Genomic DNA, 17,635 nt, shown 5'->3' with positions numbered 1-17,635 from the left:
ATCTCTGCGCCCGCCGGTCCTCCCCCGAGCAGTTCGACCGCAGCGGCCGACATTCGATTCTGTCGCTCGAGGTTGTGCCGCTCAGCGCACATCGTGACCCGTCGATATTCGGCGAGTGTATCGAGCCGAATGTCCGCAATCGAAAAAGTATGTTCGCAGCCCTACCTGCTTGGCGTTGCCACGAACGCGAGCGGCGCCACGCGCTGGTTGATCGAGTTCGATAGGCGGTCCGTCGCACGATTGTCGTCGTGAGGGAGATCAGTTCCCATGGACCTCAACACCATCACCGAAGTCATCCGGCGACCATCCGATCGGCCAGGCGTGGACTGGCGCGCAGGCGACGCTTGGCTCGCAGGCGGAACGTGGCTGTTTTCCGCGGAGCAGCCGAGCCTGCGCCGCCTCATCGACCTGACAGCGTTGGGTTGGGATTCCCTCGTCCCGAGCGACGCCGGCCTCGAAATCGGCGCAACGTGCACCGTCCGCGACCTGTATGCCTTTGCGCCGCCAGGTGACTGGATCGCGGGCACCCTTTTCGCGAAAAGCTGCGAGGCGTTCCTGTCCTCGTTCAAGGTCTGGAACTCGGCGACCGTCGGCGGCAACATCTGCATGTCTTTGCCTGCCGGCCCCATGATCACGCTGACGGTGGCACTCGAGGCAGAGTACGAGTTGTGGGCTCCTGACGGGTCCACGCGCACCGCCGATGCCCTCGACTTCGTGACCGGCGACAATCGGAACATTCTTACTCCTGGGGAAATCCTGCGGCGCATCGACATTCCGGCGCGCGCCCTGAGGAAACGCACCGCGCACCGCCGCTTCGCGCTGACCCGCCTCGGTCGATCGACGGTATTCCTCATCGGTACTCAAACGCCCGGAACGAGCGACCTGCTGCTCACCGTCACAGCCGGCACTACACGGCCTGTGCGCATTGCTTTCGACAGCATGCCCGATGCCCGAACTCTGCAGCAGAGCATCGGCGTTATCCCCGCCGACGTCTGGTTCGCCGATCCCAACGGGACCGCCGATCACCGTCGCCACCTGACTGAGCACTTCGCCGAAGAGATTCGTCGCGAACTCATAGCTGAGGGCCCGGCATGACATACATCGTGAACGGCAAGAGCTTCGACGAAGAACCAGACCCCGGCCAGTGCCTGCGCACTTTCCTTCGCTCGCTCGGCCACTATGGCGTCAAAAAGGGTTGCGACGCAGGCGATTGCGGCGCATGCACTGTGTGGCTCGACGGCGATCCGGTACACAGCTGCATCACCCCCGCTTTCCGCGCGGACGGTCATGAGGTGACGACGATCGAGGGCATCGGATCACCCGGCGACCTGCATCCGATGCAGCGACAGTTCCGCGACGCCCCGGGGTTCCAGTGCGGTTTCTGCACCGCAGGGATGATCATGACGTCGGCAACGTTCACCGAGGCCCAGAAGGAGGACTTGCCACGGGCGTTGAAGGGCAACCTCTGCCGCTGCACCGGCTATCGAGGTATCGAGGATGCCGTGAAGGGCGTCGTCGACGTCGAGACGGCCGCGCCAGGAAAGGCCGTCGGGACGAGCGTCGGTGCGCCGGCAGCCAATGACGTGGTAACCGGTCGCGCCGAGTTCACGATGGACACCCACATCGAAGGCATGCTGCACCTCAAGGTGCTGCACTCACCGCACGCGCACGCCCGGATCGTCTCGATCGACAAGACCGCTGCACTCGCAGTTCCCGGCGTGCATCGCGTCTACACCTGGGAAGATGTGCCGCGCAAGCGTTTTACCACGGCGATCCACTCCGACCATCTTGTCGATCCGGACGACACCTTCATCCTCGACAACACGGTCCGCTTCGTCGGCCAACGCGTCGTTGCGGTCCTGGCCGACACGGTCGGGGCGGCAGAAGAGGGCTGCCGAAGGGTCGTCGTCGAATACGAGGAAATGCCTGCAGTGTTCGACCCCGAAGAGGCGATGGCCGAGGGGGCGCCACAGCTGCACGGCTCGGACGATCCATTCGTCCGCGATCCCGTCCACAACATCTTGCTCGATATCCATTCGCACATCGGCGATATCGACGCAGGGTTCGCCGAAGCCGACGTGATCCACGAAGGCACGTACTCCTCACCGCGAGTGCAACACGCGCATCTCGAGACCCACGGCTCGATTGCCTGGATGGAGGACGGCCGTCTGAACGTCCGTACCAGTTCGCAGTCGCCGTCGATCGGGAAGGTCAAACTCGCACATCTCTTCGCGCTGCGCCCGGACCAGCTCCGCGTGTTCTGCAAACGCGTTGGCGGCGGCTTCGGCGGCAAACAGGAAGTGATCTCGGAGGATCTGGTCGCGCTCGCCACCCTGGACACCGGGCGACCTGTCTGCTTCGAGTACACCCGCGAGGAGGAGTTCACAACGGCTTCGCCACGGCATCCGATGACGTTGAGGGTCAAGCTCGGCGCGAAGGCGGACGGAACGCTCACCGCGTTCCAGGTCCGCAATGTGTCGAACACGGGCGCCTACGGCAACCACGGCGGCGAAACGCTGTATGCAGGCGGCGCTGCCGTCATGATCTACCGCTGCCCCAACAAGAAGTACGACGCGTTCTCCGTCTATACGAACACCGTTCCGAGCGGGGCACTGCGCGGGTACGGGATGACGCAACCGGCGTTCGCCGTGGAATCGGCGATGCACGAACTGGCGCTCGCCTTGCACATCGATCCGCTCGAGCTGCGACGACGCAATATCGTGCGACCGGGTGATCCGCTCGTCGCCATGCATGACGGCCCCGACGACGTGATGTTCACCGAGAACGGACTCGCGAAGTGCATCGATCTGGTGGATGACGCCATGGCCCGTACAGCCGATGAGCCGTCCCCCGGCCCCGAGTGGCTCGTCGGGGCCGGCGTCGCGAGTTCATTGCACGAGACCGCGCCCCCGACCGAGCACATCTCCGAGGCCTGGGTCACGCTTGGCGACGACCTCGTGTACGAGTTGGCCGTCGGAACAGTCGAATTCGGCGAGGGTACGTCGACCGCGCATGTCCAGATCGCGGCCAACCAGCTGGGCACGACGCCGTCGCGGATTCGCCTGGTGCAGTCCGACACCGACCGCACGGGATTCGACACCGGCGCTTTTGCGAGTGCGGGCCTCTTCGTGTCGGGAAACGCGGTACTGAGAGCGGCCAATGCAGTGCGCGATCGCATCCTGGAATTTGCCGCCGCGCACACGGGTGTCCATGTCGTGATGTGCTCGATGGACGACGAGGGTGTCGTCTGCGGCGACCAGCGCGTGTCGTTGGCCGAGCTCGTCGCATCGGCCCGAGCACGCGGAATTCGATTCACCGCGGCCCGCAAGGCCTACGGCTCACCCCGAAGCGTCATCTCCAATACGCAGGGGTTCCGAGTCGCCGTCCATCGGGTGACGGGTGAGATCCGTATCCTTTACAGCGTCCAGGCGACCGACGCCGGCGTAGTCATCAACCCCGCGCAAGTCCGGGGACAGGTCGAAGGCGGTGTCGCCCAGGGAATCGGCTTCGCGCTGACCGAGAACTACCAGGTCGACGCGAACGGTGTCATGGTCAACCCGAACTTCCGCAACTACCGCATCCCCGCCTACGCCGATATACCCCGCACCGACGTGCTCCTGGTGGACTCGGCGGATTCCGTTGGGCCCATGCGGTCGAAGGGGATGGCGGAATGCTGTATCAACCCCGTGGCCCCCGCGTTGGCGAATGCGCTCCACGACGCCACGGGCGTCCGCTACCGCGCGCTGCCCCTGACTCCGGAACGGATTTACAGCCGACTCAAAGAAGACCAGTCGGTGTGGACGGCCTGAGCAAATGAGCACCGAAGAGCTCGAAGACGCCGCGGCGACGGTGATCATCGGCCAGAGGGTTCTGCCCGGACTGGAGCGGGAGTACGAAACGTGGCAGAAGGGCGTCAACGCCGCTGCCGCCGACTACGCCGGGTACCTCGGCACCGAGATCTCCCCGCCGACACCCCTGCAACCGGACTGGGTTGTCGTGTACCGGTTCGACTCGATAGCCCATCTGCAAGCGTGGATCAACAGCGCAACCAGGCAGAGCCTTCTCGATACTGGCAGCAAATATTTTGACGGTCCCGCAACCCAGCAGGTTGTCAGCGGCGGCACGCAACCAACGGATCCGCTCGTGACCGTCGCGGTTACCCACCGCGTCCACCCGAACCACGTCGACGACTTTCTCCGTTGGCAGCGCCACATGAGCCAGGAGGAGAGCAAATTCGAAGGCTTTCGAGGAACCGAGCTTTTCCGCCCGATCGAGGGACTTCAGGATGAATGGACCACGTTGTACCGATTCGACAACGCCGAGCACCTCGATGCCTGGCTGACGTCGACCACGCGGCAGGAAGTTCTCGCTGAGGGCGAGAAGTTCAACGACTTCAAACTGCGCACGATCGACAACTCGTTCGGCAGCTGGTTCGCCTTCGAAGAGAACGGCAAAGAAGCGCCGCCGCCCTCGGAGACCAAAACCGCCATCGCGGTCTGGGTCGGCCTGTACCCGACCGTTGTGCTGCTGACGCTCGCCCTGTCGCCGCTGAAGATGCCGCTCTGGCTCGGGCTGCTTGTGGGCAACTTGCTTTCGAGCTTCATCATGAGCTTCCTCACGATGCCCTACTACGTGAACCGGCTGCTCAAGCGGTGGCTGCGGCCGTCACCGGACGAACCGGCGGCGAAGACCAACCTCGTCGGCCTCGGCATCGTCGCCGCGGTGACCGTCTTCTGGGGCGTTGTCTTCTACGTCGTTACGACCCAGATCTGGACGCTGCCCTGACCTGGCGACCCCGAGCGCTGTCGGTCCGGCGGGCTGCCGCAGCGGGAAGGCATCCGCCTCCCCAAGGGCAACTCGGTATACGCTGGTGCTGTGCCAAAGCGCCGAGAAGAATTCCTGCTTCTGGCCGCAAGTGATGAGAGATAGCCGGCATCACTGCAGGTTGGAATCCCCGCATGCTGCCAACCAGGAATCGTGGTCCCACGTGCCAGGCATGAGCGATGCGGCCCCGGACCCCGGGCTCTTCGGACCGGACTCGGTGACCTGGCAGATGCACGGAGATCCGATGATGTGGGTCGCCGGCGTACGCGCGCTGTACCTCCAGGCGCTGCACCCCCGCGCCGTCCGCGGCGTCATGCAGAACTCGGCCGCATTCAACCGGGACAAGAGGGGCCGCAAGGACGCCTGGGGCCGGCTCATGCGCACAGCCGACTTCGTCGGCACCATCACCTACGGCACCACCGAAGCCGCGGAGAAGGCGGGCGCCCGGGTCCGCCGCATCCATACCCACCTCGGGGCCACCGACCCCGTCACGGGTGAGCGCTACGGCGTCGACGAGCCGGAGCTGCTGTTGTGGGTGCACTGCGCCGAGGTGGGCTCGTACCTCGACGTCGGGCGCCGCTCGGGCATCCCCCTCAGCGACGCCCAGGCCGACCGCTACCTCGACGAGCAGCGCGAAAGCGCACGCCTGGTCGGCCTCGACCCGGCCGAGGTGCCCGCATCCGCCGGGGAGCTCGCCGCCTACTTCGACCGGGTGCGTCCCGCGCTCGCCGCCGGACCCGAAGCACGCCGCGTCGACGACTTCCTGCAGCGGCCCCCCATCAACCCTCTGTTCGTTCCCGCGCGCGAACTGATGTGGCGGCGCGTGGCCGCACTCGCGTACAACGCACTGCCCCCATACGCCCATGAGTTGTACGGCAGACCCGCCCCCGCCGCTGAACGCGTCACGCATCAGCTCATCGCCACAGGCAACCTGCTGCGCTGCATTCCCTCCCGGCTGCGCTGGCAGCTGCCGCCAGGTCACATCTTGAAAGCGATGGTGCGACTCGGCCCCGGCGCGCGCCCGGCCACGTACAAACTGCGCAGACAGGAGGCCATACTGGACGGGCCGAGGAGGGCGCAGCTTAGCGACGGGGGCGACGGCACGCGATGGCGGAATCCAGGCTGATCCAAGGCCGCTACCGGCTGCTCGACGTCATCGGGCGCGGCGGCATGGGCGAGGTGTGGCGGGCCCACGACGAGTCCCTCGGACGGCGCGTCGCGGTCAAGTGCCTCAAGCCGCTGGGACCCCAGCACGACCAGAACTTCACCCGGGTGCTGCGGGAGCGTTTCAGGCGCGAGGCACGGGTGGCCGCGGCACTCCAGCACCGCGGGGTGACCGTCGTCCACGACTTCGGCGAGTACGAAGGCGTGCTCTACCTCGTCATGGAGCTGCTGCAGGGCCGCAATCTGAGCCAGCTGCTGGAGGAGAACAAACAGCATCCGCTGCCGGTGCCCGATGTCGTCGACATCGCCGAGCAGATCGCGGACGCCCTCGCCTACACCCATGAACAGGGCATCGTCCACCGCGACCTGAAGCCCGCCAACATCATGCGGCTCACCGACGGCGCGGTGAAGATCTGCGACTTCGGCATCGCCCGCCTCGGCGCGGACATCGGCTTCACGTCCCGGCTCACCGGCACCGGAATCGCCATGGGCACCCCGCACTACATGTCGCCAGAGCAGATCAGCGGCAGCCACGTCGACCATCGCAGCGATCTGTACTCACTGGGCTGTGTGCTGTACGAGATCGCCACCGGCGTCCCGCCCTTCGACCACGACGACGCCTGGGCGGTGCTCGTCGGCCACCGCGACACCCCGCCGCAACCCCTGCGCACCCACCGGTCGGAGATACCCGAGTACTTCCAGCGGCTCGTCCTCGACCTGCTCGCCAAGACCCCCGAGGCACGGCCCACCGACGCCAAGGAGCTGCGCCGCCGGATGGGCGCCGCCGCGCGCCGGGCCCACCCCGTCGTGCCCGGGCCCCGCCCCGAGCAGCCGCCCCCGCGCGAGCCGCGGCTGCCGTCCTGGACCCGCGGTATGACCACCGGCCACAAGGCGACCGGCACCTCCCCATTGCGGCCCGCCCTGCCCGACCACACAGCCGGGCTGACCGGCGAGTGGACCACGCACACCGGTCCGCGCGGCGGCCCGCTGCTGCCGCCCCGGACCACGCCCGGGCGCCCCACTCCGCCGCCCGAGCTGCTCGCCGTCCTCGCCAGCCGTCACAACGCGGGCCTCAGCCTCGGACGGCTCGGCCGCTGGGAGGAGGCCGGCGAAGTGCACCGTGCGGTCGCGGCTGAGCGCGAGCACGTCCTGGGCCCCGACCACCCGGACACCCTGGCCAGCCGCTACGAGGTCGGGTTCACGCTGGGCAGGACCGGCCGCGCCGCCGACGCCCTGCGGGAGTTCGGCCGGGTCGCGGAGGGACGCGAGCGGACCATGGGCGCCGACCACCCCGAGACGCTCGCCGCCCGCCAGGAGATGGCGTACGTACTGGGCCAGCTCGGACGGCACTTCGAGGCCCATGAGGTGTACGCCGCGGTTCTGGACTCCCGCGAGCGCACAGTGGGCCATGACCACCCCGACACCCTGCGCTGCCGGCACAACCTCGCCTTCAACCTGAGCAGACTGGGACGGCTCGAGGACTCCTACCGGATGGCGTACGACGTCGTGGCCGCGCGCGCCCGGGTACTCGGCGCCGAGCACCCCGACACCCTGGTCACGCGGTACGAAGTCGCGTACGCGCTGGGCCAGTTGGGGCGCTGGGCCGAGGCGCTGCAGACCTACCGGGAGGTGGCCGTCGCGCGTACCCGGGCACTGGGCGCGGACCACCCCGACACACTCGCCGCCCGCTACGAGGTCGGCATCAGCCTCGGCCGCCTCGGCCGCAGCGCGGAGGCCCTGAAGCTGTACCGCGACCTGGTCGACGACCGCACCCGCGCCCACGGGCCCGAAGACCCGGAGACGCTGCGCGCCCGCCACGGCCTCGGGGTGAATCTCGGCCGGCTCGCCCGCTGGGAGGAGGCCCTCGCCGAGGCGCGCGACGTATGCGCCCTGCGCGAGCGGGTCCTCGGCGCGGACCACCCCGACACCCTCGTCAGCCGCCGGGAAGTGGCGGTGGGCCTCGGCTGGCTGGGCCGCTGGGCGGACGCGCTGACCGTCTACGGCCAGGTCGCCGAGGCCCGCGAGCGGGTGCTCGGCATGGACCACCCCGACGCGCTGGCCAGCCGCAACGACGAAGCACACTGTCTTGAGCAGCTCGGCAGGCATGCCGAGGCGGTGGAGCTGTACCGGCGAGTGGCGGCGCTGCGGCAGCAGCGGGGCGCGCAGGGCCGATAGCGGTTAGGGTCCGGCCATGCCCGCACACACTTCGTACGATGTCGTGATCGTCGGCGGCGGCCACAACGGCCTGGTCGCAGCCGCCTACCTCGCCCGCGCCGGACGCTCTGTGCTCGTCCTGGAACGCCGTGGAAACACCGGGGGAGCGGCCGTCTCCACCCGCCCCTTCGACGGGGTCGACGCCAGGCTCTCGCGCTACTCCTACCTCGTGTCGCTGCTGCCCGACAAGATCGTGCGCGACCTGGGGCTGAACTTCGCCGTCCGTAAACGGACCGTCTCCTCGTACACCCCGAAGGACGGCGGCGGCCTGCTCGTCGGCGGGGACCGCACCCGGGAGTCGTTCGCCCGGCTCACCGGCGGGGAGCGGGAGTACGCGTCCTGGCAGGAGTTCTACGCCATGACCGGCCGGGTCGCCGAGCGGGTGTTCCCCACCCTCACCGAACCACTGCCGACCCGCGAGGCGCTGCGTGCGCGCATCGACGACGACACGGCGTGGCGGACGCTCTTCGAAGAGCCGATCGGCGTGACGATCGAGAAGCGGTTCGCCGACGATCTCGTCCGCGGCGTGGTGCTGACCGACGCCCTGATCGGCACCTTCGCCGACGCCCATGACCCGTCGCTGATCCAGAATCGGTGCTTCCTGTACCACGTGATCGGCGGCGGAACGGGGGACTGGGACGTGCCGGTGGGCGGCATGGGCGCGCTGACCGACGCACTGGCGGCGGCTGCCCGGGACGCGGGCGCGGAGATCGCGGTGCTGCACGAGGCCACCCGGATCGAGACCGACGGCGAGCGGTCCGAGGTCACCTTCCGCTCGCAGGGGGCAGCGGGCACGGTCGCGGCCCGTCAGGTGCTGGTGAACGCCTCGCCCCAAGAACTGGCCGCGCTGCTCGGCGACGAGCCCCCCGCTCCCGCGGAGGGCGCCCAGCTCAAGGTCAATATGCTGCTGCGCCGGCTGCCTCGGCTGCGCGACCGCTCCGTCGACCCGCGTGACGCCTTCTCCGGGACGTTCCATGTCTCCGAGGGGTACGGGCAGTTGGCGACCGCGTACCGGGAGGCGGCCGAGGGGCGGCTGCCCAGCGCGCCGCCGTCCGAGATCTACTGCCACTCGCTGACCGACCCGTCGATCCTCGGTCCGGAGCTCGCGGCGCAGGGCTACCAGACGCTGACCCTCTTCGGGCTGCACACCCCGGCCCGCCTCTTCGCCGCCGACAACGACGCGGCGCGCACCGAACTGCTGGCCGCCACCCTCGCCGAGCTGGACGCCCACCTGGACGAGCCGATCGCCGACTGCCTCGCGCTCGACGAGCACGGCGAGGCCTGCATCGAGGCGAAGACGCCGCTCGATCTCGAACGGGAGCTGCGGCTGCCCGGCGGCCATATCTTCCACCGCGATCTCGCCTTCCCCTACGCCACCGAGTCCAGGGGCCGGTGGGGTGTCGAGACGGCGCACGCCAATGTGCTGCTGTGCGGGGCGGGCGCCGTCCGCGGTGGCGGGGTCAGCGGGGTGCCGGGACACAACGCGGCGATGGCCGCGCTCGGCCGGTAATCTGCGGCTGACGGGGAGTCTGACCCGGGATGCAGTCAGTCCCGGGGCGCAGTCAGTCCCAGGGCCCGTCAGTCCCGGGACGCCGTCCAGCCGTTGACCTCGATCAGGGCGGCGTCCGCCGGCTTGGCCTCGTCGAAGACCGGGCGTCCGCGGTCCTCGACGCGCAGGCCGTCCACGTACGCCCCGCGGCCCACATAGAGCTGGTCTGTCGCATACCGCCAGCGCAGCCGCACCTTCGCGCCGCACCACGCCGAGAGATCCGCGGTCAGCAGTTGCCAGACGCGCCCGGACCAACCGGTCGCCGACCCCGCCGGGTGCGGCTGCGGCTCCGCCGACCCCCGTACGGTGGTGAACGGCACCGCCCGCCAGATCGCCCCCTCGTCCGCCGACGCCTCGAGGAACAGCGCGTCCGAACCCGGCTCGGTGTCCCACCACAGCCGGCATCTCAGCCGCGCCTGCTCCGAGGCGAGTGCGAGCGCGGGCAGGGTGAGAGTGGCGGATGCGGAGCCGGCCATGCCGGAGAACCAGGCGGTCCGTCCGTGCACGGGCCGGACGGCGACCGCGCGGGCCATATTGTTGGCGGCGGCGACGCGCGGGGCGCTTCCGGAGCGCCAACTGCGCACCGGATGGACGGAGTTGCCGAGCAGGATCAGGAATGAGTCGGTACTCGGGTCGAGGACCAGGCTGGTGCCGGTGAAGCCGGTGTGGCCCGCGCTGCGGGGTGTGGCCATGGCACCCATGTACCAGTGCTGGTAGAGCTCGAAGCCGAGGCCGTGTTCGTCGCCGGGAAAGGCGGTGTTGAAATCGGTGAACATCAGCTCCACGGACGCCGGGCGCAGGATGCGGGAGCGTCCGTAGGCGCCGCCGTTGAGGAGGGTACGGGCGAGGATCGCGAGGTCCCAGGCGCAGGAGAACACACCGGCGTGGCCCGCGACGCCGCCGAAGCTGTACGCGTTCTCGTCGTGCACCTCGCCCCACACCAGTCCGCGGTCCAGGCCCGACCACGGCAGCCGGGCGTCCTCGGTGGCGGCGATCTTCGGCTTCCAGGAGGCGGGCGGGTTGAAGCGAGTGCTGTGCATGCCTAGCGGAGCGGTGATCTCGCTCTGGAGCAGCTCGTCCAGAGAGTGGCCGGTGATCTCCTCCAGAATCAGTTGCAGCGAGATCAGATTGAGGTCGGAGTACAGGTACTTGGTGCCGGGAGTGCTGGCCGGGGCCTCGTTCCACAGCAGCCTCAGCTTCCCTTCCCGCGTCGGCTCCTTGTACAGCGGAATCCAGGCGCGGAACCCGGAAGTGTGGGTCAGCAGTTGGCGCACAGTGATGTCCTGCTTGCCCGCGCCCCCGAAGTCCGGGAGGTAGGAGGCGACGGTGGCCTCCAGCTCCAGCGTGCCTCGCTCGATCTGCTGCACGGCGAGGATCGACGTGAACAGCTTGGAGACCGAGGCCAGATCGAAGACGGTGTCCTCGGCCATGGAGATCTGCCGGTCGGCAGGGAGCTCCACGCCGGTGTCGGTCTTCTCGTCGTACGCCGCGTAGCGCACGGCCTTGCCGATGGGCCGGTGCAGCGCCACCGTGCCGCCGCGCCCCGCGAGCAGCACAGCTCCCGCGTACCAGGGGTGTTTGGGGGAGGGCGCGAGGAACCTCTCTGCGTCGGTGACGAGTGGGTCCAGATGGCGAGGGATCAGCCCGGCCCGCTCTGCGGACCCGCGCCGCAGAGTCGGCCGCCCGGATCCGCTGCCGGCCCCCGAGGCGCCGCCCGGCCCCGCCCCCGACCCCGAAGCCGGACCTGAACCCGAGCCCGACGCCGCCTCCGCGAAGGGGACCGGTGCCAGCGCGAGCGCCCCGCCCAGTGCCAGCACTCCGCTGCCCAGCCTCCGGCGGCTGATCCCTGTGCCCGCTGCGTCCTCTGTCATCCGGAACCCTCTCCTGAAAGTATCTTTCGGGATCTGACACGGCAGTGAAACTTTCTTGCCGGGCCCCGGTACTGTCAACCACCTCCAAGAATCTGACACTGCATCAGGAAATCTCTTCCCTCGTCCGCCGGGCTGCGGCATCCTGCCGCCCATGGAGACGGAGCTGAGCAAGGAACTGGGGATCGAGCACGCCATCTTCGGCTTCACGCCGTTCCCGGCGGTGGCCGCCGCCATCACCAGGGCCAGCGGGTTCGGGGTGCTCGGCGCGGTCCGCTACACCGCGCCCGACGACCTCAAACGCGACCTGGACTGGATGCAGGAGCACACCGGAGGGGGGCCGTACGGTCTCGATGTCGTCATGCCTGCCAAGAAGGTCGAGGGCGTGAGTGAGGCCGACGTCGAGGCGATGATCCCCGAAGGGCACCGGCAGTTCGTCAGGGACACGCTTGCCAAGCACGGCGTTCCCGATCTCCCCGAGGGCGAGGCCTCCGGCTGGCGCATCACCGGATGGATGGAGCAGGTCGCCCGCAACCAGCTCGACGTCGCCTTCGACTATCCGATCAAACTGCTCGCCAACGCCCTGGGCTCCCCGCCCGCGGACGTCGTCCAGCGCGCCCATGACCACGGCGTCCTCGTCGCGGCCCTCGCCGGAAGCGCCAAACACGCCAGGCGTCACGCAGAAGCGGGCATCGACATCGTCGTCGCACAGGGCTACGAAGCGGGCGGCCACACCGGTGAGATCGCCTCCATGGTGCTCACCCCCGAAGTCGTCGACGCCGTGAATCCCCTGCCCGTACTCGCCGCCGGCGGTATCGGAAGCGGCGAACAGATCGCCGCCGCACTCGCCCTCGGCGCGCAGGGTGCCTGGCTCGGATCCCTCTGGCTCACCACCCATGAGGCCGACCTCCACTCCCGCGCGCTCACCGCCAAACTCCTCGCCGCCGAATCCGGCGACACCGTCCGCTCGCGCGCCCTGACCGGCAAACCCGCCCGCCAGCTGCGTACCGAGTGGACCGACGCCTGGGACGACCCGAACGGACCCGGCACCCTTCCCATGCCCCTGCAGGGACTGCTCGTCGCCGACGCCGTCTCCCGGATCCAGAAGTACGAAGTGGGCCCGCTGCTCGGCACACCCGTCGGCCAGATCGTCGGCCGGATGAACTCCGAGCGCAGCGTGCAGGACGCCTTCGACGAGCTGACCCGCGGTTTCGAGCGGGCCGTGGACCGTATCAACCGCATCGCCGGAAGGAGCCAGTCATGACCGAACGGCCATGGGGTTCCCCCCGGACGGAGTCCGGGCGAGGCTTCTGGGCGCAGGCTGCCGCGGACCCGGACCGTACGATCCTGATCGCGCCGGACGGCGAGGAGTGGACCGCCGGACGGCTGCACGCCGCCGTGAACGGGCTCGTCCACGGCCTGCGCGCGGCCGGTCTCGAGAAGGGCGACTCCTTCGCCGTCGTCCTGCCCAACGGCGTCGAGTTCTTCACGGTCTACCTCGCGGCCTCGCAGGCCGGTCTCTATCTGGTCCCCGTCAACCACCACCTCGTCGGTCCCGAGATCGCGTGGATCGTCGCCGACTCGGGCGCCAAGGTGCTCATCGCGCACGAGCGGTTCGCCGAGGCGGCGACCGCGGCCGCCGACGAGGCCGGGCTGCCCGCCGGCGACCGCTATGCCGTGGGCAGTGTCCCGGGCTTCCGCCCGTACGCCGAACTCCTCGACGGACAGCCAACGTCGGTACCCGCGGACCGGACGCTCGGCTGGGTCATGAACTACACCTCGGGCACCACCGGCCGGCCGCGCGGCATCCGCCGCCCGCTGACCGGCAAGCTCCCGGAGGAGACCCACCTCGGCGGCTTCCTCGGCATCTTCGGCATCAAGCCGTTCGACGACAACGTCCATCTGGTCTGCTCGCCGCTCTACCACACCGCCGTACTCCAGTTCGCGGGGGCCGCCCTGCACATCGGGCACCCGCTGGTCCTGATGGACAAGTGGACGCCACAGGAGATGCTGCGCCTCATCGACGCGTACGACTGCACGCACACGCATATGGTGCCGACGCAGTTCCACCGGCTGCTCGCGCTGCCCGGCGCGGTGAAGGGGCGGTACGACGTCTCATCCATGCGGCATGCCATCCATGGCGCGGCCCCCTGCCCCGACCATGTGAAGCGGGCGATGATCGACTGGTGGGGGAGCTGCGTCGAGGAGTACTACGCGGCGAGTGAGGGCGGCGGCGCATTCGCGACCGCCGAGGACTGGCTGAAGAAGCCCGGCACCGTCGGCAAGGCGTGGCCGATCAGCGAACTCGCGGTCTTCGACGACGACGGCAACAGGCTCCCGCCCGGCGAACTGGGCACCGTCTACATGAAGATGAGCACCGGCGGCTTCAGCTACCACAAGGACGAGTCCAAGACGAAGAAGAACCGCATCGGAGAGTTCTTCACCGTCGGCGACCTCGGGATCCTCGACGAGGACGGCTATCTCTTCCTCCGCGACCGCAAGATCGACATGATCATCTCGGGCGGCGTCAACATCTACCCCGCCGAGATCGAGTCGGCCCTGCTCACCCATCCCGCCGTCGCCGACGCCGCCGCCTTCGGCATTCCGCACGCGGACTGGGGCGAGGAGGTCAAGGTTGTCGTCGAGCCGGCCGAGGGCCAAGAACCCGGCGCTGCGCTGGCGGCCGAGATCCTCGCCCACTGCGAGCGCCGGCTGGCGGGCTACAAGCGCCCCAAGACGGTGGACTTCATCGAGGTCATGCCGCGCGACCCGAACGGCAAGCTCTACAAGCGCCGGCTGCGCGCGCCCTACTGGGAGGGGCACGAGCGCGCCGTGTGAGCCCCGGACCCGGCAGCGTGACCGGCAAGAGTCAACAGGGCGACGCCGCTGAGCGCGAGCCTTCTGAGGGCGGGGCCGGAGAAGCAACGTGCCTCCCAACGGGACTGCGGTGAAAGCGGGTTGTTCCATGCAGTCAGCCGGGGCGAGGCATCTCGTTCGGTATCCGACGTCTTGACCGTCGGGTCGGGGCCGCCCAGGATCGCGCCATGACAGGTGGACGCGTACGCAACAGCACAGTCGACGGAATCGTGCGCGGCAGCGCACAGCGCACCCCCGACCGCGCCGCCGTGCGGTACCGCGATCGGTCCTGGACGTACGCCGAGCTGGACGCCGCCGTGTCCACCGCCGCCGCGGTCCTGACCGGCCAAGGACTGCGCCAGTACGACCGCGTCGCCGCCTACGGCCACAACTCCGACGCCTATCTGATCGCCTTCCTGGCGTGCGCCCGCGCAGGTCTTGTGCACGTACCCGTGAACCACAACCTCACCGGCGACGATCTCGCGTACATCCTTCGCCAGTCGGGGAGTTCACTGGTGCTGGCCGACCCGGATCTCGTCCCGCACATCCCCGGCGACATCGACGTACGGACCCTGCGCGACGCCGACGACTCGCTGCTCGCGGCGCTGAGCACCCCTCAGTCGTACGACACCGACCGGGACGCCCGCGACCTGGTGCAGCTGCTCTACACCTCCGGCACCACCGCGCTGCCCAAGGGCGCGATGATGACGCACCGGGCGCTGGCCCACGAGTACGACAGCGCCATCGAGGCCCTCGACCTCCGGCAGACCGACCGGCCCGTCCACTCGTTGCCGCTCTACCACTCCGCCCAGATGCATGTGTTCCTGCTGCCGTATCTGGCGGTGGGCGCGGAGAACACGATCATCGACGCGCCCGACGCGGTGACGGTCTTCGACCTGGTCGAGGCGGGACGCGCCGACAGCCTCTTCGCCCCGCCCACCGTGTGGATCGGTCTCGCGAACCACCCCGAGTTCGCCACCCGCGATCTGAGCGCGCTGCGCAAGGCGTACTACGGCGCGTCCATCATGCCGGTGCCCGTTCTCGAAAGGCTCCGTGAACGGCTGCCGGGGCTGGGGTTCTACAACTGCTTCGGGCAGAGCGAGATCGGCCCGCTCGCGACCGTGCTGGGACCCGACGAGCACGACGGCCGGATGGACTCCTGCGGAAGGCCGGTGCGCCATGTCGAGGCCAAGGTCGTCGACGAGAACGGGGAAGAGGCCCCGGACGGGACAGCGGGCGAAGTCGTGTACCGGTCCCCGCAGTTGTGCGAAGGCTACTGGGACAAGCCGGAGGAGACGAAGGAGGCCTTCCGCGACGGCTGGTTCCACTCCGGAGACCTGGTGGTCCGCGACGCCGAGGGGTACTACACCGTCGTCGACCGGGTGAAGGACGTCATCAACTCCGGGGGAGTGCTGGTCGCTTCACGCCAGGTCGAGGACGCCCTCTACACCCATCCCGCCGTCGCCGAGACCGCAGTAATCGGCCTTCCTGACGACCGCTGGATCGAGGCGGTCACCGCTGTCGTCGTGGCCCGCGGGGAGGTCAGCGAGGACGAACTCATCGACCACGCGCGCGAGAAGCTCGCGCACTTCAAGGCCCCGAAGAAGGTCCTGTTCGTGGACGAGCTGCCGCGCAACGCCAGCGGGAAGATTCTCAAGCGCGAGCTGAGGGACCGCTTCACTCCGTCCTGAGATCCACAATCCGTTTGATCTTGCCCACTGACCGCTCCAGCGTCTCGGGGTCCACCACCTCGACCGTGACCGACACCCCGATGCCGTCCTTCACGGACGCCGCGATCGCCCGAGCGGCAGCCGCCCGCTGCTCTGACGTGGCCTCTGCCCGCGCCTCCGCCCGTACGGTCAGCGCGTCGAGACGGCCCTCGCGGGTCAGTCGCAGCTGGAAGTGCGGGGCGACATGCGGCGTACGCAGCACGATCTCCTCGATCTGGGTCGGGAAGAGATTCACCCCGCGCACGATCAACATGTCGTCGCTGCGTCCGGTCACCTTCTCCATCCGCCGGAAAACCCGGGCCGTACCCGGCAGCAGGCGCGTCAAGTCCCGTGTCCGGTACCGGATCACAGGCATGGCCTCCTTGGTGAGCGAGGTGAAGACCAGCTCGCCGGGCTCACCGTCCGGCAGCACCTCGCCGGTGAACGGATCGACGACCTCCGGATAGAAGTGGTCCTCCCAGATGTGCAGCCCGTCCTTGGTCTCCACGCACTCCTGCGCGACGCCCGGGCCCATCACCTCCGACAGCCCGTATATGTCGACGGCGTCGATCGCGAACCGCTCCTCGATCTCGCGCCGCATCTCCTCGGTCCATGGCTCCGCGCCGAAGATGCCGACCTCGAGGGAGGTGGCACGGGGATCGACGCCCTGCCGTTCGAACTCGTCAAGCAGCGTGAGCATGTACGAGGGGGTCACCATGATGATCTCGGGACGGAAGTCCTGGATCAGCTGCACCTGGCGGGCGGTCATGCCGCCGGAGGCGGGGATGACCGTGCAGCCCAGCCGTTCCGCGCCGTAGTGGGCGCCGAGGCCGCCCGTGAACAGCCCGTATCCGTACGCCACATGGACCTTGTGGCCCGGCCGCCCGCCGGCCGCGCGGATCGAGCGCGCCACCACGTCCGCCCAGGTGTCCAGATCGCGCTCGGTGTAGCCGACGACGGTGGGACGGCCCGTGGTCCCGCTGGATGCATGGATCCGCCGCACCTCGGACTGCTCCACCGCGAACATCCCGAACGGATAGTTGTCCCGCAGATCGGTCTTGGCGGTGAAGGGGAAGCGGCCGAGATCGGCGAGCGTGCGGCAGTCCTCGGGGCGCAGCCCCGCCTTGTCGAACGACTGCCGATAGAAACCGACATTCTCGTACGCGTGGCGCAAGGTCACCCGCAGCCGCTCCAGCTGCAGCGCCTCGAGCTCCTCACGGCTGAGCCGCTCCGCCGTGTCCAGCAGGTCCGTCATACGGAAACTCCCGTCCCAAACGGACGACCGATCATTCGGTCGTGCTGTTCTGGATCAGTAATCCAGCCCGTCGGTCCGGGCGTCAAGACATCGGCAGGACTCATTGGACTGGTGCCTACGGACGGTTGTCGCATCCCTGTCCGGTGCGTCGAACGCGAGGGTGGATGATGCGGGATAGAAGTTGAATCCCGCAAAC

11 protein-coding genes and 1 pseudogene are annotated in these 17,635 nt (G+C 68.8%); 9 read left to right on the top strand and 3 right to left on the bottom strand.

The genetic code is table 11. The annotated features are described in order from the left end of the window. Nucleotides 1-267 precede the first annotated feature (267 nt). Nucleotides 268-768, top strand: a pseudogene (locus ACFYWY_RS30050) (FAD binding domain-containing protein); the annotation flags it as partial. Here ACFYWY_RS30050 and ACFYWY_RS30045 read toward each other — a convergent pair. After that, entirely contained in the window at nt 740-838 is a 99-nt protein-coding gene (locus tag ACFYWY_RS30045) for a hypothetical protein (RefSeq protein WP_389191879.1), read from the bottom strand. The pseudogene ACFYWY_RS30050 and the gene ACFYWY_RS30045 overlap by 29 nt on opposite strands. A 253-nt stretch (nt 839-1,091) precedes the next feature. On the opposite strand from ACFYWY_RS30045, the gene ACFYWY_RS30040 reads away from it, so the two are divergent. The 5 genes from ACFYWY_RS30040 to ACFYWY_RS30020 all read left to right on the top strand — a co-directional run bounded on the left by ACFYWY_RS30040 (nt 1,092) and on the right by ACFYWY_RS30020 (nt 9,712). After that, nucleotides 1,092-3,809: a molybdopterin-dependent oxidoreductase gene (locus ACFYWY_RS30040; protein ID WP_389191830.1), complete on the top strand. Its 2,718-nt coding sequence runs from the start codon at nt 1,092-1,094 to the stop codon at nt 3,807-3,809. Nucleotides 3,810-3,813: 4 nt separating this feature from the next. Further along, nucleotides 3,814-4,785 (top strand): antibiotic biosynthesis monooxygenase, encoded by a 972-nt coding sequence (locus ACFYWY_RS30035; protein WP_389191827.1) that lies wholly within the window; start codon nt 3,814-3,816, stop codon nt 4,783-4,785. A gap of 211 nt (nt 4,786-4,996) precedes the next feature. After that, nucleotides 4,997-5,950: an oxygenase MpaB family protein gene (locus tag ACFYWY_RS30030; protein ID WP_389191825.1), complete on the top strand. Its 954-nt coding sequence runs from the start codon at nt 4,997-4,999 to the stop codon at nt 5,948-5,950. Next, nucleotides 5,932-8,163, top strand: coding sequence for a tetratricopeptide repeat protein (locus ACFYWY_RS30025; protein WP_389191822.1), 2,232 nt, complete (start codon nt 5,932-5,934; stop codon nt 8,161-8,163). Before ACFYWY_RS30030 ends, ACFYWY_RS30025 begins: the two co-directional genes overlap by 19 nt. Before the next feature lie 16 nt (nt 8,164-8,179). Beyond that, nucleotides 8,180-9,712: a phytoene desaturase family protein gene (locus tag ACFYWY_RS30020; protein ID WP_389191819.1), complete on the top strand. Its 1,533-nt coding sequence runs from the start codon at nt 8,180-8,182 to the stop codon at nt 9,710-9,712. Nucleotides 9,713-9,780: 68 nt separating this feature from the next. Here the strand turns inward: ACFYWY_RS30020 and ACFYWY_RS30015 are convergent, their stop codons facing one another. Beyond that, nucleotides 9,781-11,622: a serine hydrolase gene (locus ACFYWY_RS30015; RefSeq protein WP_389191816.1), complete on the bottom strand. Its 1,842-nt coding sequence runs from the start codon at nt 11,620-11,622 to the stop codon at nt 9,781-9,783. Nucleotides 11,623-11,773: 151 nt separating this feature from the next. Here ACFYWY_RS30015 and ACFYWY_RS30010 point away from each other — a divergent pair, with 151 nt between their 5' ends. The 3 genes from ACFYWY_RS30010 (at nt 11,774) to ACFYWY_RS30000 (ending at nt 16,166) form a co-directional block, all read left to right on the top strand. Then, a complete protein-coding gene (locus tag ACFYWY_RS30010; protein WP_389191813.1) occupies nt 11,774-12,883 on the top strand; it encodes an NAD(P)H-dependent flavin oxidoreductase in 1,110 nt (369 codons plus the stop codon). Next, a complete protein-coding gene (locus ACFYWY_RS30005) occupies nt 12,880-14,457 on the top strand; it encodes an acyl-CoA synthetase (RefSeq protein ID WP_389191810.1) in 1,578 nt (525 codons plus the stop codon). Before ACFYWY_RS30010 ends, ACFYWY_RS30005 begins: the two co-directional genes overlap by 4 nt. Before the next feature lie 206 nt (nt 14,458-14,663). Further along, nucleotides 14,664-16,166, top strand: coding sequence for an acyl-CoA synthetase (locus ACFYWY_RS30000; protein WP_389191807.1), 1,503 nt, complete (start codon nt 14,664-14,666; stop codon nt 16,164-16,166). Here ACFYWY_RS30000 and paaK read toward each other — a convergent pair. Further along, the gene (paaK, locus tag ACFYWY_RS29995; RefSeq protein ID WP_389191804.1) at nt 16,153-17,439 is read right to left on the bottom strand and encodes a phenylacetate--CoA ligase PaaK; all 1,287 of its coding nucleotides are present in this window, start codon (nt 17,437-17,439) and stop codon (nt 16,153-16,155) included. The genes ACFYWY_RS30000 and paaK overlap by 14 nt on opposite strands. Nucleotides 17,440-17,635 lie beyond the last annotated feature (196 nt).

The organism is Streptomyces sp. NPDC002870 (genome assembly GCF_042888505.1).
In the GTDB taxonomy this organism is placed as follows: domain Bacteria; phylum Actinomycetota; class Actinomycetes; order Streptomycetales; family Streptomycetaceae; genus Streptomyces.
The sequence above is the reverse complement of the archived record's forward strand: the minus strand, read 5'-3'. Positions and strand labels throughout refer to the sequence as shown.

Bases quoted from the DNA above. Each gene is read 5' to 3' on its own strand.
- ACFYWY_RS30040 (WP_389191830.1), top strand. From the start codon at position 1,092: ATGACATACATCGTGAACGGCAAGAGCTTCGACGAAGAACCAGACCCC.
- ACFYWY_RS30035 (WP_389191827.1), top strand. From the start codon at position 3,814: ATGAGCACCGAAGAGCTCGAAGACGCCGCGGCGACGGTGATCATCGGC.
- ACFYWY_RS30030 (WP_389191825.1), top strand. From the start codon at position 4,997: ATGAGCGATGCGGCCCCGGACCCCGGGCTCTTCGGACCGGACTCGGTG.
- ACFYWY_RS30025 (WP_389191822.1), top strand. From the start codon at position 5,932: ATGGCGGAATCCAGGCTGATCCAAGGCCGCTACCGGCTGCTCGACGTC.
- ACFYWY_RS30020 (WP_389191819.1), top strand. From the start codon at position 8,180: ATGCCCGCACACACTTCGTACGATGTCGTGATCGTCGGCGGCGGCCAC.
- ACFYWY_RS30015 (WP_389191816.1), bottom strand. From the start codon at position 11,622: ATGACAGAGGACGCAGCGGGCACAGGGATCAGCCGCCGGAGGCTGGGC.
- ACFYWY_RS30010 (WP_389191813.1), top strand. From the start codon at position 11,774: ATGGAGACGGAGCTGAGCAAGGAACTGGGGATCGAGCACGCCATCTTC.
- ACFYWY_RS30005 (WP_389191810.1), top strand. From the start codon at position 12,880: ATGACCGAACGGCCATGGGGTTCCCCCCGGACGGAGTCCGGGCGAGGC.
- ACFYWY_RS30000 (WP_389191807.1), top strand. From the start codon at position 14,664: ATGACAGGTGGACGCGTACGCAACAGCACAGTCGACGGAATCGTGCGC.
- paaK (WP_389191804.1), bottom strand. From the start codon at position 17,439: ATGACGGACCTGCTGGACACGGCGGAGCGGCTCAGCCGTGAGGAGCTC.